This window comes from Neobacillus sp. YIM B06451 (genome assembly GCF_032667185.1).
Taxonomy (GTDB): domain Bacteria; phylum Bacillota; class Bacilli; order Bacillales; family Cytobacillaceae; genus Bacillus_D.
This window is the reverse complement of record NZ_JAVFKJ010000002.1, coordinates 299461-324806: the sequence shown is the minus strand read 5'-3', so window position 1 is coordinate 324806 and position 25346 is coordinate 299461. Positions and strand designations below refer to the sequence as shown.

The following is a 25346-nucleotide window of genomic DNA, read 5'->3' as shown; positions in this document are numbered from 1 at the left end:
ATGCCTGATAAGCGTTGGGGGAATCGAGTAATGAGGGAATTATTCAGAGATAGAAAATTTGTGTTTCTTTGGTTGGCTCAAGGGGCTTCGGGTTTAGGAAGCACTTTTGCAACTTTTGCTGTATCGTGGCTAGTCTATGAAATGACAGGTTCAAAGATAGCGATGGGGAGTATTTGGCTAACCTTCATGCTTCCTAATATCGTCATTCAAATGTTTGCGGGCCCGTATTTGGATCGATGGGATCGTAAAAAAGTAATGATCTTTTCAGAGTGGTTTCGGGCAGCCGTATTTCTCATTCCAGCCATCCTATTACCGCTGGGTTTGTTGGAATTCTGGCATTTGTACATGGTATCAATTGCTATTGGGCTGGCGCAGCCTTTGTTTTATCCTGCTAGCATGGCCTATACTGCTGATATTTTACCAAAGGATAAATTATCGAAAGGGAATTCGATTCTAGAAGGCACAGGACAACTGTTGACTCTTTTGGGTCCAACATTAGGGGGCATCATGATATCCGCATTTAGTGTCGAGCTCGTTCTCATCATCCTTATACTTGCGTTAGGAGCTGCAGGATTATTACTAATGTTTAATCCCAGCTCTACAAAACAACGTGTTGAACAAAAGGAAAGCTGGTTTATTCAATTCAAAGAGGGGCTTCAATTTTTTCGAGTTTACCCTGTATTATTTTGGGTTGGAATCATGATGATGGTCTTTAATTTTTGCTCAGGCGCTGCACAGCCAATGTTTTTGCCTTATATTACCGATGAATTAGGTGGAACGGCTTTTCAATATGGATTGTTTACATCAGCCTTTTCATTCGGTATGGTGTGTGGTTCATTGCTAATGGGAATAGTGAAGGAACCCAAGAATCGGAAAAAGGTCATGCTAGGCTCGTTACTTCTGAATGGTTTATTTTTAATCGGGTTAGCTTGGACCCCCTATTATGGATTAGCGCTAGTTTTTTCACTTGGGCAAGGTTTATTTGCGATTATTTTTAACATCAATAATACAACACTGTACCAGCGCAGGGTTCCTGAACATTTGCGGGGCAGAGTCTTTTCAGTGAGGATATTACTTGCCCAGGCAGGGGTTCCTTTTGGTGCGGCATTAGGAGGATTGTTTGCAGAAGCCTTCTCCATTCCCTTATTATTTACGGTTCTTGGGATCATCACCATAATAACGAATATAACGTGCTGGCTACACCCTATTTTTGGAAAACTAAACGATCAAGAGATACACTTGGAAATAGACAGTAAATCCTTATCATGAAAATGTCTCCATCACCTGCTTTGATCCCGTGGATTAAGGCGTTTTTTTTTGAATTCCTTATTGGAAGGTGAATTATAGGAGACAGCCTAAAGTCGTAGTTTATTTAAACCAATTTAATGAGGTTATGAATTGGCTTCTGCAGTACAATATGGCTAAACTTATACAGAAAGAGCGTGTTAGTATGAAAAACGGTATTTATTTAGCCTATTTGAGTGCCTTAACGAATGCTTCCATTGTTGGATTATCATTTCTGTTTACTAAGAAGGCTGTCACACTATCTAATCCATTAGATACATTAGCTTCCCGTTTTACGATTGGTTTCTTCACGTTAACATTATTAATTGTGTTAAAAATAATAAAGTTAGAGTTTAAGGCCACAACATACAAAAAACTGTTACCCTTAACACTCCTTTATCCAACCCTTTTCTTTGTCTTTCAGGCTTATGGTCTCGAAACGGTTCAGTCATCAGAAGCAGGCATACTATTCGCAACGATCCCTATTTTAACCACAATATTAGCTGCATTTTTTTTAAAAGAACGAACGACAATTTATCAAAAAATCTCAATTTTCTTTTCCGTATTTGGAGTCGTATTTATATTCATTATGAAAGGAACTTCATTTTCTAATACAAATTGGAATGGGGTCCTTCTCCTTGTAGCCTCCTGTTTATCATTATCAGGATATACTGTCCTTACCCGCTCTTTAGTAAAGTCATATAAACCAATTGAAATCACATATTTTATGTTAATGGTAGGTTTTTTCTTTTTTAACACACTATCGATATCCAGGCATTTAATAAGTAAAAATTTAAATTCAATGTTAATCCCATGGTCTGATTTAAACTTCTTTGGCTCTATTCTCTTTCTCGGGATCTTAGCTTCATTCGTAACTTCATTGTTATCTAATTATATTCTATCTAAGATTCCGGCTTCGCAAATGAGCGTTTTTTCGAATATGTCTACCGTTATTTCAATCATTGCCGGGGGATTAATTTTGAATGAAGAAATATTTTATTTCCATATAATCGGCTCATTATTCATTATTTTTGGCGTAATCGGGACGAACCTATTAAGGGAAAAAACAATTCGTAACAAAGTAAAAAAGAGTGCCTAGCAATGATCTTGGCTAAAGGGCCGCTTGCGAAGAAAATTAATGAAGCAATAGGTAAGCATTCCTGTAATGAAGGTATTTGTAATCGAATATTGCATACTTTGTTTTATATACAAAGATATCAAAATTTAATTAGTCCAAAGGAGGAATTAATTTGAGCGAACTTAAACTGATTAATACTTATAAAAATGAGCTTCAAAAATACTCTTTGGAACAGCTAAGATATAAATCTGAAGAAGAGGTTTGGTCTATTGGGCAAATGTATGACCATTTAATCCTCGTTGCCCATGAGTATCTAGACAATATGGAAACATGTGCCACGTTAAATAAAGAACAGCCCCTTGGGAAGACGGAGTTTGGTGAGCATTTATTTAAGATTGGAGGGTTTCCGCCAATTAAAATTAAATTACCGGATGAACTAAACGCTCCACCCAATAATTCAGATAGCAATCACGTTCTTATCAGCAGATTGGATCAAGTAATTCTAAGATTAAGTCAATGGGAATCGAAAGTGGATAAGATAAACCCAAATTATAAAGTCGAACATGGAGGGTTCGGATGGCTGAATGCAAGGGAATGGTATGATTTGGTCGGAATGCATTTTCGTCATCACTTGCGCCAAAAAGATGAGTTAGAACAAAGGCTTGCTTAGTGAGGTTGTTTATGATGAAAATTAACGCATTTTAATGCTTGACCTAAACCAGGCTAGGTAAGAATCGTACTTAAACCATTGGGTAGCTTTAGTCCAAGGAGGATTAAGGCGCTTTTTTGTTAAAAATTCGCGTAGGTTTCCTAGAGTAAATTAATTCGAAAAGAGGCTTTTAAATGAGTGTCAACTGTTTTGAAAATAATTTGGAGAAGTATGAAGATCCCCTGAAATACGATGAATTATACAATGATTACAAAGAGGACTTGAACTATATTTTAGAATGTATAGAGCAGGAGACTTCTCCTATTATTGAATTAGCCTGTGGAACAGGACGTTTAACCATTCCTATGGCTAAAAGAGGCCTTAAAATGGTCGGTGTCGATATTCATGCTGGCATGCTAAATTTAGCAAAACAAAAGGCCGAAAAAGAGAGGTTAAACATTCAATTTTTGCAGCAAGATTGCACGAAGTTGAATTTACATGACAGGGTACCTTTGATCTTTATGACCGGAAACTCATTTCAACATTTCTTAACAAATGAAAGTCAGAACGAGCTTTTTCAATCGGTAAAGAGTCATTTGCAACCAAACGGCGAATTTATTTTCGATACACGAAATCCAATATTAGCTGAATTGGCAATTGTGGAAGAATCGGAAAAACGCTATACAAATAGTGATCATCAGCTAGTAATTGAGAAACATCGCGAAACCTATCATCATCAGACGCAAATTTTGCACTGTACGACAACATATGATGTGGTAAAAGAAGGGCAAATAATTGAATCAAAACAGGATTCTATTTCCCTAAGGTATACTTTTCCGATGGAGTTAGAAAGAATCTTAGCCGAACACGGATTTGAACTGGTTTACCTGTATGGGTCGTGGAAGAAGGATGCATATACTAAAGATAGTGTTTCGATGGTTGTCCATTGTAGGCTTGGAGCTTAACTTGTAATTCCAGGAGGATTAAGCACCTTTTTTGTTGAATTCCTTATTAGCGTTGAGCGGTTCCCATGACGAAATTAAGGAGGGCCATAATGAGTAAATTCAGTTTGTTCGGTAAGTTTACGGTACAAGAAGGCGAACGTGACACAATGGTAGATATTTTGTTAGAAGCAGCAGAATCCATGAAGAATCTTGAGGGATGCGAGATCTATCTTGTAAATATTTCTGAAAGTGAACCAAATTCTGTGTATGTTTATGAAGTGTGGAGCAATGAAAATGCCCATCAAGCGTCTCTTAGCCTTGAAGCTACCCGAACATTAATAAGCCGTGCGAAACCACTTATTACCGGAATGGAAAGAATCAGCACCTTAATTACAAAAGGTGGGAAGGGCATTTCATCTAATTAAAATTAAACTCCATAAAGTAGAACGGGCGGTCATTGTGGCATCTTTAGAAAACAAGTAGTTGGTTAACTTTATAATACGATAGGATAATTAGGCTACCTGTTCGGGTAGTCTTTTTTTCCAATATTAAAAGGAAATTTTTTAGCTGTAATACTTTGAAAAAATTATACCATCTTCAACGCTGAGCACTTTGATCCGAAAAGGATTAAGGCGCCTTTTTGTGGAATTCTTTAAGGACAATTTTTTAATAATGATTAGTTTGAAAAATTCATTAAGAATATAACATGTACTAATGAAGGAGAGATTATATTGGATTTTTTTTCTGAAAAATTCCCTGATGATGCAGATGGACAAGTTTTGAAAAATCTATATGAGGATGGCGTTGATTTTAAACAACCTCAAAATGTAGATTTTTTTGTTGCGGTTCCAGATAAAGAAAGTGGTGAAGCAATATTAAAATTATTGAGGGAGGATGGATTTAATAGTGAATTAGAACAAGATGAAAAATCAGAAGAGTGGACTTGCTACTGTTTTGTAAGAATGCTGTTAAATCACCAAGATATTATTGATATACAAAAACGTCTTGATGAATTATCCGAACCTTTTGGGGGATATTCGGATGGATGGGGAGTAATGGTAGATTAAAGTATATATGCTTCTTAACTATTATGGTGCTTACCTTAAGGGCTGAATGCCAAAAATGCAGCCTTATCTTATTCAATTAATGAAGGTGATTTAAAGTATCCATGAAGCTGAGCCTCATTAGTGATTATCCCGTTTTTGAAGAAGTCCTAATTGTTTAGTTTAACCAGATAAAACTGTTTTTTAGGTGGGGTAATATGATCTTGACTTGGCAACCAAACTGGTATGAATTAGACCAAACCATAATTATCGGTGATACAGATTACTTCTATCTAGATAAAGATGAAAAAACATTTGCAAATGATTTAGTTTCCTCTGAAGACAAAGAAGTTCGCGGGGAAATTATACAGATTACTCATCGTGAGCTAGGAGAACGGTTGGGGGTACTGACGATTGGTTTAAGCTATAAATTCTTTTTAAAAGATGGTACATTCATTCAAGTAGATGCGGAAGAGAATATAGGTGAGATTGAGTACCCAAACGATATTAAAGTAAATGATTGGATTTTAAATGTGGAATTAAATGTTCTTGAAGTGACCGGTTTGTCATCTCTAGAGAGATCAAAAAGAACAATGAAACACGAACGATTAAGGCTGGAAAAGGAAAGAAGAGAAAGGTATAAACGCTTATTGAACATTGATAAGTTATAATGCTTGTTAAAACCGATGCGGTGATCCATTAAGGATTACCGCATATTTTGTTAAACTTCTTTTTAAACATACGAGCAGTTCAATGGAACAAGGGTTTGAAAGAATCAATGGTATAATTTCGAAAAGGAGTGTTTTAAAGATATGAAATTAAAAATTTTAGATCAAACTTTTTCCGTTTTAAAATATCCTCCAACCGAAATAATACCATCTTGGGCATTAAACTCTGATGTATTCTCTATTACGAGAACAGATGAGGAACTGTCTATCGTATGTCCTTCAGAATGTTTGCCCATGAACGAAGTTTTTACGGATGCTGAAAACGATTGGAAGTGTATTAAAGTAGAGGGAGTTTTAGACTTTAGCTTAACTGGAATATTATCTTCATTAGCAAATCCATTAGGCGAAAATAACATCAGTATCTTTGCTATTTCAACCTTTAATACGGATTACCTGCTTGTTAAAAATCATTCAATTGAAAAAGCAAGAGTCGTATTAGAGAATGAAGGTCATACTTTTCACGATATTGAAAAGGTTCTTCGCACTAACTGATCCTTTGGTTTAAGATTTTGGCTGTTAGTTTTAACAGCCTTTTTCTTATTAACGGTGTATAAAAAAATGGTAATGGGTGGTAACTAAATGAACACCATCTTAAAAAGGAAATGAAGCTGCACACCTCTCCTATTTATGAAGTGAATTTGTTGTTTAGCATTCATCTTAAACCAACGGGTGTAATCGAGGAAGTTTAACCGGCCTTATTGGTGACCTCCTTATTAAACAGCTAGGGGAGTTTTGTTTAACAAGAATAGTGACATAGTTTTAATTAATCAAAAATTAAGGACGATGTAGGGCGTCCCTTTGGAAATTGAAAACATGGTAGAAAACTGTATAAAAACAGCAATTTAGTTTGGTGTCGCCACTTATGAAGCTGGGGAAAGTCTAAGAAAAAGAAATCATTTATACGATAAAATTTAAAGTCGTAAGAAGTAAAATCGGGTTGACAGTTGATGATAAATAAAATATTATTGATGTATTAAATATCGTTAAATCCCGATATAACGAATTGTTTAAAAGGAGGAATAAATATTGATAAATGAAGAAATCCATCAATTTCTTAGAGCACTTGCAAGTGAAAAGCGACAGGAAATTATGTTTTTGTTTTTGGAGAGAAATGTAGTAACTGTAAATGAAGTTTCAGATTTAGTCGGTATAGGTCAATCCACTGCCTCCGAACAATTAGCGATATTAAAAAAAGCAGGTTTACTTTTATCTCGTAAGGATGGAAAGGTTGTATATTATTCACCCCATAAAAACAAAATTATGCAGCTATTGCATGACTTTAATCAATTAATGACTAACTGCTGTAAATAGAACATGTAGGAATATCTATATGTTCATTTTTTGATAAAACATATCGTTAAATTGCGATATATAAAGGGGCATATTAATTGATGAAATCATACGATTCAATTGTAATAGGAGCAGGACAGGCGGGTTTAGCAGCGGCGTATTACTTACACAAAAAGGGTTTAAAGTATCTTGTTCTTGAAGATAGTAATCAAACTGCTGGTTCTTGGACTAAATATTACAATAGTCTTAGATTATTTTCACCTGCACGATACTCATCGCTTCCAGGATTCAAATTTCCTGGGAATCCAAATCGATACCCCACAAAGGATGAGGTTATTTCTTATCTTAATCAATATGCCAATCATTTTAACTTAAATATTCGAACTGAGGAAAAAGTTATAGAAGTGAGAAAAGAGGGATCCTCTTTTGTAATATCAACAGAAAATGAAAATGTATATTATTCAAAAACCGTCATTTCAGCTACTGGTGCTTTCTCTTGTCCAAATATACCAAAAATTGATGGAAGTGAAATATATAAAGGGAAAATAATTCACTCTAGCCAATACAAAAATGCAGATGAGTATGAAAATCAAAACATAGTTGTAGTTGGTGGCGGTAACTCGGCTGTTCAAATTGCCTATGAATTATCAAAAGTTTCAAACGTATCAATCGCCACTCGAAATCCGATAACATTTAAACCCCAAAGAATTCTTGGAAAGGACATTCACTTTTGGTTTAAAGTAACGGGGGTAGATATTCTTCCTTATGGTCGAAAATTCTCTATGAATACTTCAATTATAGATACGGGGATATATAAACAAGCCATATCAAAGGGGAATCCCGAGAGGAAAATTATGTTTAAAAAGTTTACTGAAGATGGGATAATATGGGGTGACGGAAGGGAAGAAAAAGTGGATACAATTATTTATGCCACTGGTTTTCGTCCTAATGTCAACTATCTATCATCTTTAATAAATGCAATTGATTCATTTGGAAACCCAATACACAATAAAGGTGTAAGTACCACAATCTCTGGCCTATATTATATAGGCCTTTCTGGACAACGTTCATTTTCTTCTGCAACCATACGTGGAGTTGGATCAGATGCAAACTATATAGTTAAGAAAATAACAAAGTTAACCGTGGTAGCATTCTTGTAATTAAACTTAAGTATGTGGAGGCATTTTACCGAACCCCCGGGTAATCTTGCCGAATCCCGTGATAATCTTGCCGAATCCCCGGGTAATCTTGCGGAACACCCGAATAATCTTGCCGGACCCCCGGGTAATAATGCGGAACACCCGGTTAATCTTGCCGAACACCCGGGTAATAACGCCGAACACCCGGATAATAACGCCGAACCCCCCGGGGAATCTTAAACACAGAAAAGCAGTGGATTCTAATCGTATCCACTGCTTTCCATTTTCCTTAATAGACTCTATCACCGTTAAAAATCGAATTCTTTACTATCGCATAGTCGACGTTCCGGATGGCGGATAGCTTGTTACCTCCAGCATACGAAATCGATGATTGAAGGTCCTGCTCCATTTCAATGAGAGTGTCCTTGATCGGGCCCCTATACTCAACATGCATTTTCTTGCCTTCGACGTTCTTTCTTTCGCCTTTTTGAAATTCGGAAGCTGAGCCGAAATATTCTTTATAAAGCTTTCCGTGAATTTCAACTGTTTCTCCAGGTGATTCTTCATGGCCGGCAAAAAGCGAACCAATCATGACCATTGACGCTCCGAAACGGACCGATTTTGCAATATCGCCATGTGTACGAATACCGCCGTCCGCAATAATTGGTTTGCTCGCGGCTTTTGCGCACCATCTTACCGCAGCCAGCTGCCAGCCGCCGGTTCCGAAACCTGTTTTAATTTTCGTAATGCAGACTTTCCCAGGTCCAATTCCAACCTTTGTCGCATCCGCACCCGCATTTTCCAGTTCCCGTACTGCCTCTGGTGTTCCAACATTGCCTGCAATCACGAAGCTTTCAGGAAGAATCTTTTTTATATGCTTGATCATACTAATGACCGAATCGGAATGGCCGTGGGCAATATCAATTGTAATATACTCAGGAATTAATTGTTCCTCTGCCAATTGCTCAATGAACCGATATTCGTCTTCTTTTACCCCAACACTAATAGAAGCATATAAACCACGAGATCTCATATCTTTTACAAAATCAATTCGCTTCTCAGGCTGAAAACGATGCATGATATAGAAATAGTTGTTCTCTGCCAATTTAATTGCCAGGCTCTCATCAATAATGGTTTGCATATTTGCCGGTACTACTGGCAGCCTAAACGTACGACCGCCAAAAACTACAGATGTATCACATTCAGAACGGCTTTTTACAATCGATTTCGCCGGAATAAGCTGAATATCCTCATAATCGAAAACAGTATCCATTTCCTAAACTCCCCCTTTGAAGTCGTAAAGAAAAAAACAAGTTAATTTCTATTTCATTTTAGATTTTAAAACACAATTATCAGTTTAATAGACGAATGATTTATTGTCAAATAACATGAATGTTCGTAAATTAGTCGTTATTTAATTTATTCGAAAATTTGACCATCAATAAGAATTCAGGAGCTTTATTCCAAGAAGGATTAACCCTTTTTTTGTTGAATTCTTTAAGAAACCGGTTCGTCGGAGTTATAAAGAGGTCAAAAAGGCGACTTTGAAAAGGAGGAAATGTTGATGTTGTTTATGCTGATTGTGAAAGCCTCGAAGAATTCGGAAGCAGGAAATCTTCCGAGCCCTGAGCTCATGGAAGCGATGACGAAGTACAATGAGGAATTAATTGAGGCAGGCGTACGGGTTATGGCTAAAGGGCTCCATCCAAGTTCAAATGGGATGCGCATTTCGTTTCCGATACCAGGGGAAAAGCCTGTGATTACGGAGGGGCCGTTTACGGAATCGGATGACTTAGTAGCCGGGTTCATTCTGATTGATGTGAACTCGAAGGAAGAAGCCATCGAATGGGCCATGAGGATGCCTGACCCGCAAGGCCATGGCGAAGGCCAGATTGAATTACGGCAAGTATTTTAGGCACGGTAGCTGACCGAGGATTCGTAAGACTAAGGTACTTGTTAAAATAATTCCCGGGTGGCGATGCTTTTATATGGTTAATCTCGCTGACATAGTATCTAAACTGGACACTGAACTCGAAATACAAACATTTGGGAAAGATGCTTCTTTCAGCCGGTTCATCCCGATGGTTTATGAGCCTATTGGTTTTGATTGGAAGGCAGCTTTTGAAAAAGACTTCGTAGAGTTATTTAATGGCTTGATGATCAAAGGGGCTGAAAATGTCGAGAAAATTTTCCTAGCTGTTTTTCCTACCGATCAGGTATTGGAACGGTTTATTGAGGAAGCCGATAGCGGTGACTTGCTCTTCATGCACCATCCCTTATTAATGGAATGTGGAGATCCCAGAGGAGACTGGGGACGAGGCTTCGTGCCAATCCAGGAGAAATACATCGAGCAAATGAAAGCGAAAAATCTCTCCGTTTATACTTGCCACATCCCATTGGATTGCCATAAACAATTAGGGACAAATGTTGCTATCGCAAAAATGCTGAACGCGAAACTTCTTGATGAAGAATCAGTAAGAGCGAAAAGTGAGTATGTCTTATATTGTACGATCGAAAAAACAAGCACCGACAATCTGATTGCTGATTTGGAAACTATTTTCGAAATTCCCTATGTTGATTTTGAGGGTAAGAAGAAAACCGATATTGAAAAAATTGCGGTCGTTGCCGGCTGCGGTGATGTCGTGGATTGGATGAAGGAAGCCGAAGAAAACGGCGTTCAAGCTTATATTACCGGCGAAATCCACTGCCATATTGATAATGACTATGGCAGGCAAAAATACAAACGAATGATGGAGTATGCTTTGAATACCTCAATGTCATTAATCGGCGTTTCCCATTCGGCATCAGAATATCTGGTCCATAAAACCCTGATCAAGGATTGGTTTGAGGAAAACTTTAATCTAAAAACAGTTTTACTCCCTCAGGAAAAATGGTGGTTTTAGCTCCATAAATTCAAACAAGAAATGGAGAAATTATTTGATGGTAGGTATGACGCTCTGTCTGATAAAGAAAAATAATGAACTGCTTTTATTAAATAGAAACTCTTCGCCAGCGAAGGGGCTTTGGAATGGTACAGGCGGGAAGATAGAGGGTGATGAAACTCCGTTGGAATGTGTAATTCGAGAGGTTTATGAAGAAACATCAATAGATATAAGGAAGTACCAAATAAACTACAAAGGGAAAGTCACTTGGACAGTAGATAACAATGACGCTGGAGGTTTTTATATATATCTTGTTGAGGTTCCATCTGACTTTAGTTATAAAACCCCAATAAAGACGGAGGAAGGTATTTTAGATTGGAAAAGCATAGATTGGGTGCTATCCGAAAATAACCTCGGTTTAGGTGAAGCAATACCGAGATATCTTCCTTTTGTTTTGTACGATGACAGCCCATATGATTTTCATTGTACATTATTAAAAAACAAACTAATTGATTTCACGTACAAAATAATGGAGGAAACCGATTGTGCAGTAAATATTTTAAATGAAAGGGTGCCTTAAACCAGGAAGAATTTAGGCGCTTTTTTTGTTAGGTTTCTTATTGAGCTTAAATTGGCCGGTTTAAAAAAGAGTTTGGTAGCAAACGGCCTTTATACAGTTTCATTTGCATGTTGGTATTTCATCGGAACCAAATTTCATCCGGCTTTTTAGTGGTTGGAATTCTTTTCTGATTCCTGGAAAATTTAATTGCAAAACGGCATCTTAAGATTTAATTTATAAGACACCTCTTTAACGGGCATATTAAATAGCATTAATTTACCGTTTTAAATTTGGAGGTATAAAATGCCTTATGTAACCGTGTTAGGTAAAGGAAAGTTTGAAGTCGAGACGGGAAAAAAGTTAGTTTTGGCACTGGAGGAAAATGGGGTACATATACTTCACCGCTGTGGAGGAAAAGCAAAATGTACAACTTGTCGAGTAGAAATTTCATCAGGTGAATATTTGGATGTAACCGATATAGAAAAAGAAGCCTTTGACAATAAAGATATAGACTATCAATTGATAGATGATTGTTTACGGTTATCGTGTCAAATCCGTGTGATAAGCGATATTACGGTTCGCCCTATCATGACAGTTGAAAATTCCGGGCTTGATGCAGGCCCGAGACCAATGGATTGAATGAACCCAGAAAACTCTAGTTTCTTCAGCCAAAAAACCTTTGGGCAAAACCTTCAATTTTATAAAAGCGAGTTCGATGCCAAAAGCACCGAACTCGCTTTTTTTATAGAAGGTAACCTTTCACTCGCCAAAACCATGTGATCGAAATTTCTTTCTTATTTTTAAAATTTGCATGAACGCTTCTGACAATACCAGTCCAACCGCAATGCTACCTGCCGTCATAATGGCTTTTACGGCATTCTGAATTCCTAAGTTGTAATGGTCTTCAACAAAATGTCTTGTTGCCTCAAAGGCTAAGCCACCTGGTACTAGCGGAAGGATACCTGATATGCTAAATACAATGACCGGGGTCTTATAGAATTTAGCAAATATCTGGCTAATGACGCCAATGGAAAATGAGGCGATTAATGTAGCTTGCACTGTATCATAATCATGGTTCATCAACGCACTGTGCAACAGTCTGCCTGCCATACCAACAATGCAACATTGCACGATATTCTTTTCCGGTACATTAAATATTACGGCAAAGGCACCTGAAACAATGAAATTTGTGAACAGCTGTATAATCATAACCGTGTTTTCCTCGATTTAATTAAAGAGTGTAAAAACAACCGCTACACCCGCCCCAATGGCAAATGCAGTTAAGGTTGCCTCTGCTCCTTTTGATAACCCAGAAACAAGATGGCCGGCCATTAAATCTCTTACAGCGTTAGTGATCAGAAGGCCAGGTACTAGCGGCATTATACTTGCGACAATAATGTTAGGAAGGTCATGTCCGAAACCAATATAAGAGAAAAGATAGGACGTTAGGGCCACGATTAGAGCGGCTAAAAATTCTGTAAAAAATTTAATGTCTACTAAATGATGTATATAACTTACACATAAAAAACCAGCACCACCTGCGATGAATGCAGAAAAAAAGTCATGCCATTGCCCATTAAACAAGACGAGGGAGAAGCCACTCACGACGGAAGCTGCGAGAATCTTTACGTATTGAGGATATTTTAGATTTTCTTTTTCGATTTTCCTTAAAGTACTGTAGGCCTCCTCAGCTGAGATTTCTCCGGTACTAATTTTCCTGGATATACCGTTTACGATAATGACCTTGTATAAATCAGTAGACCGTTTTGAAATTTGTGCTAGTTTCGTTTGGCCAGCTCCACTTAATGAAAAAACAATACCGGTCGGTGTCACATAACTGTTTGTGTAGTTTGCCCCTAAAGACCATGCAATCCTCACCATTGTATCTTGAACCCGGTATGTCTCAGCTCCGCTTTCCAACATAATTTTTCCGGCAAGTAAACACAATTCCCCTAATTCATTAGGATTCATTTCTTTATCCAACTGTTAACAACTCCTAGATACATTCGTTCGACTTTTAAAAAAGACGATAAACAGCGTATTTGGTGGTATTGTCTCCTAATGGTCAATTTTACATTCTCATTAGGACCATCCGGGAAAGTTGGATAGTTTGGGAAGAGAATCGGTTAACAAACTGGTTCTCTTTTCTATTATTAAAAGAAGTCTTCATCATGAAGTTCTGCGGTTCGAAAAATCTCGGATTCAGGATACTTTCCTTGTGTTTTTATCACTTGATGCGTAAACTGATTGTAACGAAAGGAAGTGAGTCATATTGAGAAAAAGCACCCTTGGTTCACTCATTTGGTTGCGGATTGCCCGGTTTACACATCAAAGTAATTTATTATCAAATGATTTCCTAAAGCAGTTTGGAATAACGGCTGCACAGTTTGATGTATTAAATCAGATTTCTACCTATCAGCCGATCACACAGAGTCAGCTGGCTGTAAAAGCAACGGTGTCGGAGGGTGGGATTTCACGTATGCTCACCCGGCTTGAGCAAGAGGGATATATACAGCGTAAGCAGGACTGGAAAACGAAATGGATTACCCTTTCTTCAAAAGGGGAAGCTAAAATGCATGAAGTATTTGAACACCAGCTTGCCTTCCAAACTTCGATTGTCAATGATTGCTTGACAGAGGAAGAGCAGAAAACACTCTATATGCTGATGACAAAATTACAAAAACATACGGAAGATAAAATCAGAAATTAAGTATCAGTGCTAAGTATCATTTTTTTATCTATCACTTGATTAGTAAACCGAAAAAGGAGGAATAGCTAGCTATGTATAAAATTCCGGGGCATCATCACATTTCAATGATTACAAAAAACGCGAGTAAAAATAATCATTTTTACCGGCACGTGCTTGGCTTGCGCCGTGTGAAAATAACAGTGAACCAAGATGAGCCCTCGATGTATCACTTATTTTACGGAGATAAAACAGGCAGCCCGGGTACTGAACTATCATTCTTTGAAATTCCAGCAGTTGGCCGTACTCACCGAGGTACAAATGCTATTACTAAAATTGGTTTACTCGTACCATCAGAAGCTAGTTTATCCTATTGGAAAGCGCGTTTTGAGGAACATGGTGTGTATCATGGCGAGGTTACAACGTATGCCAATCATCCAGCTTTACACTTTGAGGATCTTGAAGGTTTACGTATGGTCCTTCTCGTCTCAAACGGTGCGAAGGTAGAGCACTGGGAAACGTGGGAAAAATCCGAGGTCCCTGCCGAACATCAGATTCAAGGAATGGGCTCTGTGGAAATGACGGTAAAAAGGCTGGATAAACTGGCACATACCCTGACAAACATGTTTGGCTATACCGAAATAAGCCGCACCGATGACGAAGCCATTTTTCAATCAGTCAAAGGAGAGGTATTCGGAGAAATCGTCGTGAAGTATTTGGATGGGCCGTCTGAACGGCCAGGCCGTGGCAGTATTCATCATTTGGCGATTCGTGTAAAAAACGATGAGGAGCTCGAATTTTGGGCAGACCAAGTACGTGCACGCGGATTCCATTCGTCCGGTATCGTAGATCGCTTCTACTTTAAGAGCCTCTATTTCCGTGAATCAAATGGAATTCTCTTTGAAATCGCAACCGATGGGCCAGGCTTCACAATTGATGGAGACATCGAAACACTTGGTGAAAAATTGGATTTACCGCCATTTTTAGAAGAACGTAGAGCTGAAATTGAAGAAAATCTAAAACCCATTGAGGAGTATTAATTTTTTAAAGGAGTGATCTAAAAGTGACTAGTAAAATCGTGAAAATACAAAAATTAGGATTTCCATGGGAAACAGAAGATCCGTTCCTTATCACAGTCCATCACAAAGATGCATATCCTCCAGGAAATGACGAGCAGGGACCTAACGTTTCATTGGAAGGCAGGAATCTTGGCCAGGACTTTACGTTGCGAGATGGTTTTAGAATGTATCATGGCACAACGGTACCGGGATTCCCTGCACATCCCCATAGAGGTTTTGAAACCGTAACTGTCACTCTTGAAGGTTTAATTGACCATTTTGATTCATATGGGTCCGCAGGGCGATTCGGGAACGGCGATGTTCAATGGATGACAGCAGGGAAGGGCTGCCAGCATACTGAAATGTTTCCCCTCGTCAATCAGAACAAAGGCAATCCACTTGAATTCTTTCAGATATGGCTGAATCTGCCTGCAAAAAATAAATTCGCTGAACCTGAATATAAAATGTTATGGGCTGAGGATATACCCGAAGTACAATCGGCTTCTGCCAATGGACAGACAACGACTGTTAGAGTGATTGCCGGAAATATGATGGGTAAGTCTGGTTTAGAACCAAACTCTGCTTCCAGGGCAAACGATAAAAACAATCATGTGGGGATTTATGTTATTCGTATGGAGCCAGAGGCAGTCTTCACCCTGCCGTCCGTTTCAGCGACAATGACCAGAAATCTATACTATTATCAGGGAGATAGACTAAATATAGACGGAACAGTGATTGAAAAGTACAATCGTGTAAAGCTTGCTGGGAATGAGGAAATCACGATTACAAATGGACCATCTGAAAGTTATATGCTGCTGCTGGAAGGTGAGCCGATACAAGAACCTGTCGTATCCTATGGACCGTTTGTAATGAATACTGAGCAGGAAATCCGCGACGCACACACGGAATATCAAAAAACACAATTTGGAGGCTGGCCATGGGGCCGCCCAGATCCAGTGAATAAGCGTGACTCAGGAAGATTCGCACACCATGCCGATGGAAGAGTTGAAAAAAGGTAACCACTATTTGTGAGGTTAGTACTATGAACTAAAACCTTTAACAAAAGATAAAAAGAAAGCGGAAATTCTTGTGTAAAACTTAGCTAAGAAAAACACGAGAATTTTATTAGTTAAATCCTGCAGATTACAATGTCTCTAGAAATAAAACTCCCCCAAACATTGCTTAAGAAAGTAGTGATTGGGGGAGTTTTTCGTAAATTAACAATCCTAATCTCAATTTCCCCAACACTACGACCTTTTAATTGATTAAATAAATTTCAACCGGAAATTAGTTGGATGACGAGTAAGTACTTTAATCCAAGAAGGAATAAGTACCTTTTTGTTGAATTCCCTAATAAGGTAAAATGGTCATTTTTTGACGAACTGGAGGAACCGAATGAAGAAAGGACAAATCCGTGCAATCGCTATTTGTGTGTTCAGAAAAGATGAGTCATTCCTAGTATGTGAAGGCTTCGACGAGGTAAAACAAGAATACTATTATCGGCCGATTGGTGGAGGAATCGAGTACGGCGAAACAAGTTTAAATGCATTGAAGAGAGAAGTGCTTGAAGAAATTGGGGCAAGCATTACGAACATCAACTTCCTAGGGGCAGTTGAAAATATATTTACCTATAACGGTGACCTTGGACACGAAATTGTCTTTGTATATGATGCCGAATTTGTTGAAAAGTCCTTTTATGAAAAATCTTCTTTCGTGGGGTACGAGGATAACGGCGCACCCTTCACATTGTATTGGAAGCCAATAAGCGATTTTACAAAAAATCAATTAAGGTTGGTTCCAGAGGGATTATTAACTTTACTAAAGAACGCACAATAGGTTAGAGTGGAAAGATTTAAATTCTTTTAATCAATCGTAAGATCTTAGGGAGCAGGGAAACTGGTGGTGAGGTGAGATATGGGCATACAGGTAATAGAGGGTTCAAATCTTAGTTCGGTTATTTTTATTCGGGACTACATTCAATTCGTATTTGAAGGAGACGAGGAATCATATATTTTAACTTCTTTAGTGGATGAAACAGTTGTAAAAGAAAATAGCACTTTTACAAGGCAAAATGAAGGTTGGCGAGACGCATTATGCTCTTTAATTAACAAGGTTGTAAAAATAGCAATCGAGGATGAAGGAGTCTCCCTTCATGTACTATTTGAAGATGGAGATAAATTAGAGGTTAAGTTGATTCAAAAGGATTTAAGTTTAAAAGGAAATGAAGCTGCGCACCTTTCCTATGGAAATGAAATGATGGTTTGGCATTCTACTTAACCAAACGTGTGATCGAGGAAGATTAATCGATCTTTTGGCGAAATCCTTCTTAAGCTACCGCAGGTTTTTTACAGGAATAGTTTTAAATAACCAATAATTAAGGCCGATGGAGGGCTTGCCTTTGGAAATTAATAACTTGGTAGAAAACTGTATAAAATCAGCAATTGAATTTGGGGTTGCCACTTATGAAGCTGGGGAAAGTGCAAGAAAGAGAAATCATTTATACGATAAAAATTTTAAAAACTTTAAAACATTAAAAAGCCTTGGAAGCAAAGGAATTGATGAATTAGAAAAATTGCTTGAACACTCAAGTGACTACGTTAAATATAGTGCTGCCACACATTTACTCTCAGTAAAAGAAGAAAAGGCAAAAATGGTTCTAAACAGACTGGTTAGCAAACCTAAAGGTTTTGGATTCAATGTTGATATGTTAATAATTGAGTGGGATCAAGGTAATTTAAGAGAATATCTTGGTTAGGAGATAATCCAATAACCTTTTATATAAATTTGTTTTTAAAAGGTGGTTTTATATGGAGTTATATGAGTGGATAGAAAAAGTAAATAGCCGAGAAGATTTAGTTAAATTCATAAATCTCTTAAGAAAGGATTTACAAATGAATAAGGATGAGTGGGAGAATGCAAACCTCGCCGATTTTTTGGAAGCAATGGAGGCTTGGGTTAATGATATGGAAGGATTTTATCCGAATGCCAATCAAGCAGTTTCCGAAAAACAATCCTGGAAGATGATTGCTAATATCCTTTACGCTTCAAAGATGTATGAATAAATTGATTAGACTAGTGCTATTCTTCGAGAAGGAGAATAGCTTTTTTTTAACGAAATAATGGGTAGGATTAATTACTATTCATAAAATAATTCCATACAAGAAACAGAGGAAATATAGAAAAAATTATTAAGGGAATAGGATGAGTACTCATGGCAAAGTATGAAAAGACAATTATTGGCCAATTCGAAAAAGTGGTTAATCATTTGCAAAGAGATATTGGGAATAGTGGAATTAGTATGAGATTAGTTGATGAAAGCAACTACACGATTGGAGATACTAAAATAGCGGTTCGAGTTTATGATAAGTATTATATGAGAAATGGCAACAGGGCAAGTTTGAGCCTTACTGTAGTAGGTGACAACGGTGCTATTTTTATTTCGGCAATTGGTGCTGGCGGAGGACAAGGTGTTTTTCTAAATTTTAGTCTTGGTGCGGAAGCTGATATGGTGGCAATAGTTCAAAACAGTATAGAACAAATGGAATAATAATCGCAGTTTTCGTATAATGCGAACTGGTGCTTCGATCCAAGAAGGATTAAAGTGCCTTTTTGTTGAATTCCCTTTTGAGCTAAGTGGGGGCTTAGAGGACCAAACAGAAAAAGCATTGGAGCGAAAAAGAATGGAATTAGAAAAGGCTATTGCTTTACGGAAGAGTGGTCAACATAAAGAATCAAATAAATTGCTTAGGAAACTTGTGCAGGAGTTCCCTAATGATGCATCAATTAACTACCAATGTGCATGGAGTTTTGATTTGTTAGGTGAAGAAGCGAAGGCAGTTCCCTTTTATGAAAAAGCGATCCAATTAGGGTTACCTTCAAAGGAATTGGAAGGAGCCTTATTAGGATTAGGGAGTACATATCGGACATTAGGCGAATATGAAAAGTCAAAAAGTATATTTCTAAAGGGGATTGAAGCATTCCCAGAAAACAGGGCCCTTCAGGTGTTCTGTTCGATGACCTTATATAATTTAAATGAACATAGCAGAGCAATGGAGTTGTTGCTGAAATGCCTAATCGAAACAACAACCGATGATGAAATAGTAAAATATAAAAGAGCAATTGATTTCTATTCAGATAAATTAGATGAGATTTGGAAGTAATTTTTGAAAAGCGGTTCTTAAGCTTTAGAAGAATATTTAATAAAGGAAGTGCAGTATGAAATATACGTGTCCTTGTTGCGGATATAAAACCTTAGACGAAGAGCCACCAGGTACGTATGACATTTGCGGTATTTGTTTTTGGGAAGATGATGGAGTTCAGTTCAATGACCCGGATTATGAGGGAGGAGCCAATTTCCCCTCTTTAAGGCAAGCTCAAAAAAACTTTCTTCTATTTGGCGCTTGTGATGAATCTTCTATTGAATCTGTTAGAAAGCCAAATGCCAACGACGAAAAGGATCCAAATTGGAGACCATTTGTATAGTGGGTTTTTTTAAAAATAAATGCATGGTTACTTATTTTCAAGGAGGTAAAGCATGGATTGCTTTTCAATGAAAGATCCAGCGTTAAAGGAGCAAAGGTCGCCTAAAGATACCCTAGCGGCGGGTCGGCGCCATACCATTGCGCTTAAATCTGACGGAACGGTGGAGGCGGTTGGTGATAATAAATATGGCCAATGTGATGTAAGCGGCTGGCGGGATATTGTGTCGGTAGCGACTGGTAATGTTCATATGGCGAAGAACACAGGAAATGCTCATACAGTCGGTCTTAAATCTGATGGTACTGTAGTAGCTGTCGGTTGGAATAAGCATGGCCAATGCGATGTAAATGACTGGCGCGATATTGTAGCGGTAGCGGCGGGTTGGCGTCGTACTATTGGGCTTAAAACGGATGGCTCGGTGGTAGCAGTGGGCCGGAATAATGAAGGTGAATGCAATGTGAGTGGCTGGCATGATATTGTTGCGGTGGCGGCGGGTGACTGGCATACAATCGGCCTTAAATCGGACGGTACAGTCGCGGCTGTGGGTAATAATCGGTATCACCAATGCAATGTAAATAGCTGGCATGATATTGTTGCGGTAGCGGCGGGTTACCTACATACAATCGGCCTTAAATCGGACGGCAAGGTGGCGGCTGTTGGTGATAATAAATATGGCCAATGTGATGTAAGCGGCTGGCGCGGTATTGTAGCAATAGCGGTGGGCAGTAATCATACCATTGGGCTTAAAACGGACGGCACGGTGGTGGCTGTGGGATGGAATGAGTATGGCCAATGTAATGTAAGTAATTGGCGCGATATTGTGGCGATTGCTGCGGGTTGTGGGCATACCATAGGCCTTAAAACGGACGGCTCGTTGGTTGCTGTCGGTGATAATGAATATGGCCAATGCGATGTAAGCGGCTGGCGGAGCATTTATTTTCAAGGTTCTCAACAATGATTCGCCAGCCCATAAAAGCTAAACTTATTGCTGAGGCTCCGGTAACTAATAGTAAACATTTCATTGAAGTATAAAACCGAATAATATTAGCGGTACTGAATGAGGGGGGTAAAAGTCATCCAATCCAAAAAATTGGACGCTCAAAAACAGGGACAATGAATCGCCCCTGTTTTCCTCTCAAAATAACAATACTCTCATTAAGATTGCTATTACCCAATATGGAATAAGGAAAATGCCGTACGTTATGAATAGCTCAGTAAACTAAATTGTTTTATTTTTTTAAAAAAGTGAATGAGCATGGGGATGGAACCGACGGTGTTAAATACAAAGGAGCCCATTATAGCACTTTCCAGCCAGTCATTTTTTTCGGTGGACATATAATATCCCAATGCCATCGCACCCCATAGTAGTAGGTGTAAGGGTAAAAAATGCTTATTATAGCGGTAAAGATGATTAACCATGGGCTCCCTCCTTCGAAGAAACCTTTGCTATTACTCCTCGAATTCCACATCACCTTGAATGACATCAACTTTCTTCTTGGCCTCAATAAATTCAGTCATTTCCTGCACTGAGGATTTGGCCAGTTCAAACGTTCCGCCATCGGAAGAATCCAAACTTTCCATATAGCCTTTTCCGTTTGATGTAATCCATAAGTGATAGCCTGTGTAGTCTCCCTCATTTGACAAAATATTAATTGTCAAAGACGGCTTAGTACGTATAATTTTATCGGCATCCATTTTCTTAGCATCATGAACGGCATCGACAAAAACACTTTTGTCTTCCTTGTGCAACAATACTTCAACTTGTTGGTTCTTTACTCCGTTTTCCCAATAGTTAACATCTACCTCAACAACATTATCGACTTCGCTTGTAAAAACGGCTAACAAAAATATAACGATACGAAAAAGAAAGAAAAGATGTAGCATTAAGCTCTCTCCTTAAAAGTACTACTTAATTGTTCTATAGCTAAGTGGGCGTCTGGTTCACTATTTCAATTTTCTTTTGTAGATAAACCATTATCTCAATACCCTTTTTAACGGACAAGACATCATTCATGCTTTTTGAAAGATTATTTTCAACAATTCAGCAATGTGGACGAGGAAATTTAAAGGATTTGAAAAAACTAACAAGTCCTGCTTAATTCCGCCTTGTAAATTTTCCGCTTTTGGACAAAATATGGTACGGGACAGTGCTGCCGTAAAAAATTGCACTTCCCTATAAAAAATATGGGAGTGAAATATGATGGCTGATACCAATGGTAAACGTAAGACTAATGATGTCGGGTCAATCGCATTTAATGTTGGGGCTGTTCCTGGTGATACTATGGCTTCTGCTCTTGATCCATTTGGTTCCGTTGCAGGTGCTCCTACTGCTGGCCGATCGCTTGAGAACAGGTCGGGGGTAGGCATTGTTGATGCGAACGTGGATGGGTCCAAAACAAAAGATTCGAATGAATAAAGCCATCCTTTAACCGAGGGGTTATGGCAGACGGTGGACTTCCTAAATGGGAGTCCACTTTTTTTCAATTTTGGCAAGCGGCCAGCAGTAAAATCTCCGGATATCCTCTCTTCGAATAAAACTAGCGTGTTGGTTTAGGAAGGATTAACGGCCTTTTTGTTGAATTCCATTATAATGCAATTATTTCATGTTCCTGGTCGGTCCAACAATCTGCCTCAAAATCGGCCATAAAAAGGATGGGGAAAGATGAAAGTTTTGAAGAAGTTAAGGGATGGATATGTAATTAGGCATGCGAATAATATTAAGATACCTCAATTTCCTTTAGATAATCGAATTAGAAAGAGAATAGTTTTTTCGGGAAGAGTGCAAAAAGTAGGATTTCGCCTGGAGTTATTTTGTATTGCCGAAAGATTGAAATTAATCGGCTGGGTAAAAAATTTAGAAGATGGAAGTGTTGAAGCTGAATTGCAGGGGGAAGAATCGAAAATTCAGTTCTTGGTCGATTGCATGCAGTCATTGAAACGTGCATCGGTAAAGCAATTGAAAATTATTGATGTCCCTATAACTGAGGATGAAGAAAGCTTTAAAATAGTTAGATAGAGTATGGTTATTTAGCACTTACAAAAAATATAGATTTAATTGTGCAGGAAATAAAAATAGGAGGGGATTTTTATGTTTTTATCGTCTTTCCCAAGTCTTTATACGGTAGACATCAACCGTTCTTTGGCATTCTACCGGGATCTTCTTGAATTTGAAGAGACCTTTCGCTTTCCGGATAAAGGAGAGCCCGAACATGTTGAACTTCGCCTTGGGAACTCCTTAATAGCCTTGACAACCTATGAAGCAGCGAAGGAAGGCAGCGTGTCTGCGCCTACCCCGGGCCACCCTTTTGAGCTTACAATTTGGGCTGAAGATGCAAATCAGGCAATTGATCGTCTGCGTACGGCCGAAGTACCAGTAATCATCGAACCGAAAGTTCATAAGGCCGGAATTACTCGTGCGTATGTATCGGATCCTGATGGTAATTGGATAGCGATCGTTTCCCGCAAAAAGTGACAAGGTGATTGGTTAAAAATTCGCATTATGAGGCTAACCAATTCTTCCAGGTTGGCCTCTTAATACGAACGCAGTAGAAGTGAAGTAGAATCCTTTACGAAAACAGCTAATTATAAAAAGGAGTTTTGAAAGGAAGATTTATATGAGTTGGGATACTTACCAGCGAGCCATTTATTTAATGGAACAATATGAAGAAGAGTGTGATTTTGTAGGGGCACGATCAGACGAACTAATTAGTAAAGCTGAAGATGCATTAGGTTTTCTATTTTTACCTATATATCGGGATTTCCTTAAAAAATACGGTGCAGGAAGCTTTGGTTCACAAGAATTCTATGGTGTTATAGACGATGATTTTAAAAACTCCACTGTTCCAGACGCAATATGGTGTACCCTTACTGAGCGTGAAGATAGTAACCTTCCAAATCACCTACTTGTTATTTATGATACTGGGATGGGTGAATTGATTTGTTTGGATTTTAAAAAGATTAATGAAGTGGGCGAACCACAAGTAGTTTCATATTTTCCAGGGTTTGATTTGGATAAACAGGATTTTACTGTTGTTGCTCATGATTTTGGTGATTTTTTATTGGACATGGTTAATAGAGAGCTTTCTTATGGAACAAATGGGGGCTAAGTAAGCAGAACTAAGATGCAGAGGGATATAACCTCTTTTGTGGATTTTTTACTCGAATACAGGATCAAAAAAATTAAACCGAATTAGTCATGGGAAAAAGTGCGGTGAATTGGTTGAAAACCTTCAAAAAAACGTTAAGGAAAATTACTGTAGAGAACAGACAGTATTATTATCTGGTTAATGATAACCCAAGTTCAGAAAAACAAAACATTAAAATCTTTCCATCCAAATATAAATCTACTTTTATCGAGGTGTTTTTTAATTGGGGCAAAGATGCCTGGTCAATTAATCTTCATAAACCAAGCGTTTGTGCAGCTTTAATTAAATATGCATTAACTCAAGGGTGGCAACCGGAACAAAAAAATAATAAGTTTAAAGTAGAAGATGGCCATTCTCTAATTAGCTTGTTAGAACTCGAGAAATTAAGTAGGGAGAGGTAAAGGGTTCCAAAAATATTAATAATGAGCTATTTGCTAGCTTCGTTAAGAGATAGGGTGAGTTTTATTGTTAAATCGTGTGATTCAACAGTTTGGGTTACAGATACATTCACTCAATGAAGTAGAAGATTCCCATAGTTCAACAGTCTATAAATGTTCGTTGTTTAATGGTGAAACTGTTTTTGTGAAAATACCCTATACAAAATTAAAATTTCAGCGGGAGTTAGAGGCCTATGAAATATTGAAGGGGAGGGTCGCTATTCCAGAAATGTTGGAGTATTGGCCTGGTGATGATGAGTGTCCGGGTGCTTTTTTATTATCTAAATTGAAAGGAAAGCCGTTAACACCTGATACTTCGCACAGAGTAGCATATGAAGTTGGGATCCTTCAAGCCGGGATGCATTCGATTCATCCGCCTGCAGGGAAAGTATTAACTGGCATAAAAAATGAATTTCCAAACTGGTCTAATTTTATTGAACGTCAATTTTATAGTTTTGCAGAAGACGTAAAGGACGTATTAGAGCCCCGGCTATACGAACAAGCCATTGTTAAATTTGAGACAATGAAACATGAACTTCCCTCTCCAGATGGTCCAAGTTTTGTACATATGGATTTCCGTCCGGCCAATATCATTGTTGATGGCAATAAGGTTTCCGGAATCATCGATTTTGAGAGTGTACGGTTTGGTTCAACAGAAATTGATTTCACCAAACTGTACCGTGATTATTTAAGCTTCGATCCTGCATTGTATCAGTTCTATCACGAAGGTTATAACAGTGTGAGGCCATTAATTGATTTGAAAATCGTGTTGCCTTTTTACCAGTTTACAGATGCCTTCAATAGTATCGGGTGGTGCAAACGCCGGGGGATTGAAAAGAATGCTTTGTTCTTTGAGAAGAATGTAGCGCTTTTAAAGAGTTTTTTACATATCTAATTCCTCACCAAAAAGCCCCTTTGACTCAAAATGAATCAAAGGGGCTTACT

36 protein-coding genes are annotated in these 25346 nt (G+C 38.2%); 31 read left to right on the top strand and 5 right to left on the bottom strand.

Annotated features, from left to right (window positions below):
- Positions 1 to 30: 30 nt before the first annotated feature.
- The 10 genes from RB160_RS06115 (at position 31) to RB160_RS06070 (ending at position 8176) form a co-directional block, all read left to right on the top strand.
- On the top strand, positions 31 to 1269 hold the full coding sequence (locus tag RB160_RS06115) for an MFS transporter (RefSeq protein ID WP_316569344.1): 1239 nt from the start codon (positions 31 to 33) through the stop codon (positions 1267 to 1269).
- 181 nt (positions 1270 to 1450) lie between these two features.
- Positions 1451 to 2383 carry a DMT family transporter gene (locus tag RB160_RS06110; RefSeq protein WP_316569343.1) on the top strand — a complete coding sequence of 311 codons (933 nt, stop codon included), beginning with the start codon at positions 1451 to 1453 and terminating at the stop codon, positions 2381 to 2383.
- A 151-nt stretch (positions 2384 to 2534) separates the two neighbouring features.
- Positions 2535 to 3032 (top strand): DinB family protein, encoded by a 498-nt coding sequence (locus tag RB160_RS06105; protein WP_316569342.1) that lies wholly within the window; start codon positions 2535 to 2537, stop codon positions 3030 to 3032.
- A 173-nt stretch (positions 3033 to 3205) separates the two neighbouring features.
- Entirely contained in the window at positions 3206 to 3976 is a 771-nt protein-coding gene (locus RB160_RS06100; protein ID WP_316569341.1) for a class I SAM-dependent methyltransferase, read from the top strand.
- An 89-nt stretch (positions 3977 to 4065) separates the two neighbouring features.
- Positions 4066 to 4380: a putative quinol monooxygenase gene (locus tag RB160_RS06095; RefSeq protein WP_316569340.1), complete on the top strand. Its 315-nt coding sequence runs from the start codon at positions 4066 to 4068 to the stop codon at positions 4378 to 4380.
- 306 nt (positions 4381 to 4686) lie between these two features.
- On the top strand, positions 4687 to 5022 hold the full coding sequence (locus RB160_RS06090; RefSeq protein ID WP_316569339.1) for a ribonuclease E inhibitor RraB: 336 nt from the start codon (positions 4687 to 4689) through the stop codon (positions 5020 to 5022).
- 194 nt (positions 5023 to 5216) lie between these two features.
- Positions 5217 to 5669 carry a hypothetical protein gene (locus RB160_RS06085; protein WP_316569338.1) on the top strand — a complete coding sequence of 151 codons (453 nt, stop codon included), beginning with the start codon at positions 5217 to 5219 and terminating at the stop codon, positions 5667 to 5669.
- A gap of 141 nt (positions 5670 to 5810) precedes the next feature.
- Positions 5811 to 6218, top strand: coding sequence for an ACT domain-containing protein (locus tag RB160_RS06080; RefSeq protein ID WP_316569337.1), 408 nt, complete (start codon positions 5811 to 5813; stop codon positions 6216 to 6218).
- A gap of 534 nt (positions 6219 to 6752) precedes the next feature.
- A complete protein-coding gene (locus RB160_RS06075; RefSeq protein ID WP_316569336.1) occupies positions 6753 to 7037 on the top strand; it encodes an ArsR/SmtB family transcription factor in 285 nt (94 codons plus the stop codon).
- 80 nt (positions 7038 to 7117) lie between these two features.
- Complete coding sequence (locus RB160_RS06070; RefSeq protein WP_316569335.1) at positions 7118 to 8176, top strand: flavin-containing monooxygenase; 1059 nt, start codon at positions 7118 to 7120, stop codon at positions 8174 to 8176.
- Between the two features lie 268 nt (positions 8177 to 8444).
- On the opposite strand, the gene guaC is transcribed toward RB160_RS06070, so the two are convergent.
- Complete coding sequence (gene guaC, locus RB160_RS06065; protein WP_316569334.1) at positions 8445 to 9428, bottom strand: GMP reductase; 984 nt, start codon at positions 9426 to 9428, stop codon at positions 8445 to 8447.
- 291 nt (positions 9429 to 9719) lie between these two features.
- Between guaC and RB160_RS06060 the strand changes: the two genes are divergently transcribed.
- The 4 genes from RB160_RS06060 (at position 9720) to RB160_RS06045 (ending at position 12235) form a co-directional block, all read left to right on the top strand.
- The gene (locus RB160_RS06060) at positions 9720 to 10070 is read left to right on the top strand and encodes a YciI family protein (RefSeq protein ID WP_316569333.1); all 351 of its coding nucleotides are present in this window, start codon (positions 9720 to 9722) and stop codon (positions 10068 to 10070) included.
- Between the two features lie 73 nt (positions 10071 to 10143).
- Positions 10144 to 11058: a Nif3-like dinuclear metal center hexameric protein gene (locus RB160_RS06055; protein ID WP_316569332.1), complete on the top strand. Its 915-nt coding sequence runs from the start codon at positions 10144 to 10146 to the stop codon at positions 11056 to 11058.
- A gap of 37 nt (positions 11059 to 11095) precedes the next feature.
- Positions 11096 to 11617 carry an NUDIX domain-containing protein gene (locus RB160_RS06050; protein ID WP_316569331.1) on the top strand — a complete coding sequence of 174 codons (522 nt, stop codon included), beginning with the start codon at positions 11096 to 11098 and terminating at the stop codon, positions 11615 to 11617.
- A gap of 282 nt (positions 11618 to 11899) precedes the next feature.
- Positions 11900 to 12235, top strand: a complete 336-nt coding sequence (locus RB160_RS06045; RefSeq protein WP_316569330.1) for a 2Fe-2S iron-sulfur cluster-binding protein — start codon at positions 11900 to 11902, stop codon at positions 12233 to 12235.
- A gap of 120 nt (positions 12236 to 12355) precedes the next feature.
- Here the strand turns inward: RB160_RS06045 and RB160_RS06040 are convergent, their stop codons facing one another.
- Positions 12356 to 12805: a threonine/serine exporter family protein gene (locus RB160_RS06040; RefSeq protein ID WP_316569329.1), complete on the bottom strand. Its 450-nt coding sequence runs from the start codon at positions 12803 to 12805 to the stop codon at positions 12356 to 12358.
- An 18-nt stretch (positions 12806 to 12823) separates the two neighbouring features.
- Positions 12824 to 13579, bottom strand: a complete 756-nt coding sequence (locus RB160_RS06035; RefSeq protein ID WP_396954668.1) for a threonine/serine exporter family protein — start codon at positions 13577 to 13579, stop codon at positions 12824 to 12826.
- Between the two features lie 289 nt (positions 13580 to 13868).
- On the opposite strand from RB160_RS06035, the gene RB160_RS06030 reads away from it, so the two are divergent.
- The 11 genes from RB160_RS06030 (at position 13869) to RB160_RS05980 (ending at position 20777) form a co-directional block, all read left to right on the top strand.
- Positions 13869 to 14306 (top strand): MarR family winged helix-turn-helix transcriptional regulator, encoded by a 438-nt coding sequence (locus RB160_RS06030; RefSeq protein WP_316569328.1) that lies wholly within the window; start codon positions 13869 to 13871, stop codon positions 14304 to 14306.
- 71 nt (positions 14307 to 14377) lie between these two features.
- Positions 14378 to 15322 carry a ring-cleaving dioxygenase gene (locus RB160_RS06025; RefSeq protein WP_316569327.1) on the top strand — a complete coding sequence of 315 codons (945 nt, stop codon included), beginning with the start codon at positions 14378 to 14380 and terminating at the stop codon, positions 15320 to 15322.
- 23 nt (positions 15323 to 15345) lie between these two features.
- Complete coding sequence (locus RB160_RS06020) at positions 15346 to 16359, top strand: pirin family protein (RefSeq protein WP_316569326.1); 1014 nt, start codon at positions 15346 to 15348, stop codon at positions 16357 to 16359.
- 376 nt (positions 16360 to 16735) lie between these two features.
- Positions 16736 to 17176, top strand: a complete 441-nt coding sequence (locus tag RB160_RS06015; protein WP_316569325.1) for an NUDIX hydrolase — start codon at positions 16736 to 16738, stop codon at positions 17174 to 17176.
- 78 nt (positions 17177 to 17254) lie between these two features.
- Complete coding sequence (locus RB160_RS06010) at positions 17255 to 17617, top strand: hypothetical protein (RefSeq protein WP_316569324.1); 363 nt, start codon at positions 17255 to 17257, stop codon at positions 17615 to 17617.
- Between the two features lie 121 nt (positions 17618 to 17738).
- Positions 17739 to 18095 (top strand): DUF2019 domain-containing protein, encoded by a 357-nt coding sequence (locus RB160_RS06005; RefSeq protein WP_316569323.1) that lies wholly within the window; start codon positions 17739 to 17741, stop codon positions 18093 to 18095.
- Positions 18096 to 18147: 52 nt separating this feature from the next.
- On the top strand, positions 18148 to 18402 hold the full coding sequence (locus RB160_RS06000) for a DUF7660 family protein (protein ID WP_316569322.1): 255 nt from the start codon (positions 18148 to 18150) through the stop codon (positions 18400 to 18402).
- A gap of 149 nt (positions 18403 to 18551) precedes the next feature.
- Positions 18552 to 18887: a DUF6054 family protein gene (locus RB160_RS05995; protein WP_316569321.1), complete on the top strand. Its 336-nt coding sequence runs from the start codon at positions 18552 to 18554 to the stop codon at positions 18885 to 18887.
- A gap of 133 nt (positions 18888 to 19020) precedes the next feature.
- Positions 19021 to 19500 carry a tetratricopeptide repeat protein gene (locus RB160_RS05990; RefSeq protein WP_316569320.1) on the top strand — a complete coding sequence of 160 codons (480 nt, stop codon included), beginning with the start codon at positions 19021 to 19023 and terminating at the stop codon, positions 19498 to 19500.
- Between the two features lie 55 nt (positions 19501 to 19555).
- Positions 19556 to 19822 (top strand): CPCC family cysteine-rich protein, encoded by a 267-nt coding sequence (locus RB160_RS05985; RefSeq protein WP_316569319.1) that lies wholly within the window; start codon positions 19556 to 19558, stop codon positions 19820 to 19822.
- A 52-nt stretch (positions 19823 to 19874) separates the two neighbouring features.
- Positions 19875 to 20777 carry an RCC1 domain-containing protein gene (locus RB160_RS05980; RefSeq protein ID WP_316569318.1) on the top strand — a complete coding sequence of 301 codons (903 nt, stop codon included), beginning with the start codon at positions 19875 to 19877 and terminating at the stop codon, positions 20775 to 20777.
- 242 nt (positions 20778 to 21019) lie between these two features.
- On the opposite strand, the gene RB160_RS05975 is transcribed toward RB160_RS05980, so the two are convergent.
- Entirely contained in the window at positions 21020 to 21238 is a 219-nt protein-coding gene (locus RB160_RS05975; protein WP_316569317.1) for a hypothetical protein, read from the bottom strand.
- 30 nt (positions 21239 to 21268) lie between these two features.
- Positions 21269 to 21703 carry a hypothetical protein gene (locus tag RB160_RS05970; protein ID WP_316569316.1) on the bottom strand — a complete coding sequence of 145 codons (435 nt, stop codon included), beginning with the start codon at positions 21701 to 21703 and terminating at the stop codon, positions 21269 to 21271.
- 313 nt (positions 21704 to 22016) lie between these two features.
- Here RB160_RS05970 and RB160_RS05965 point away from each other — a divergent pair, with 313 nt between their 5' ends.
- The 6 genes from RB160_RS05965 to RB160_RS05940 all read left to right on the top strand — a co-directional run bounded on the left by RB160_RS05965 (position 22017) and on the right by RB160_RS05940 (position 25296).
- Positions 22017 to 22235, top strand: coding sequence for a hypothetical protein (locus tag RB160_RS05965; protein ID WP_316569315.1), 219 nt, complete (start codon positions 22017 to 22019; stop codon positions 22233 to 22235).
- A gap of 246 nt (positions 22236 to 22481) precedes the next feature.
- Entirely contained in the window at positions 22482 to 22835 is a 354-nt protein-coding gene (locus tag RB160_RS05960) for an acylphosphatase (RefSeq protein WP_316569314.1), read from the top strand.
- A 72-nt stretch (positions 22836 to 22907) separates the two neighbouring features.
- Entirely contained in the window at positions 22908 to 23291 is a 384-nt protein-coding gene (locus RB160_RS05955; protein WP_316569313.1) for a VOC family protein, read from the top strand.
- Between the two features lie 142 nt (positions 23292 to 23433).
- Positions 23434 to 23925 (top strand): SMI1/KNR4 family protein, encoded by a 492-nt coding sequence (locus RB160_RS05950; RefSeq protein WP_316569312.1) that lies wholly within the window; start codon positions 23434 to 23436, stop codon positions 23923 to 23925.
- Between the two features lie 104 nt (positions 23926 to 24029).
- A complete protein-coding gene (locus RB160_RS05945; protein ID WP_316569311.1) occupies positions 24030 to 24365 on the top strand; it encodes a hypothetical protein in 336 nt (111 codons plus the stop codon).
- Positions 24366 to 24429: 64 nt separating this feature from the next.
- A complete protein-coding gene (locus RB160_RS05940) occupies positions 24430 to 25296 on the top strand; it encodes a phosphotransferase family protein (RefSeq protein WP_316569310.1) in 867 nt (288 codons plus the stop codon).
- Positions 25297 to 25346: the final 50 nt, after the last annotated feature.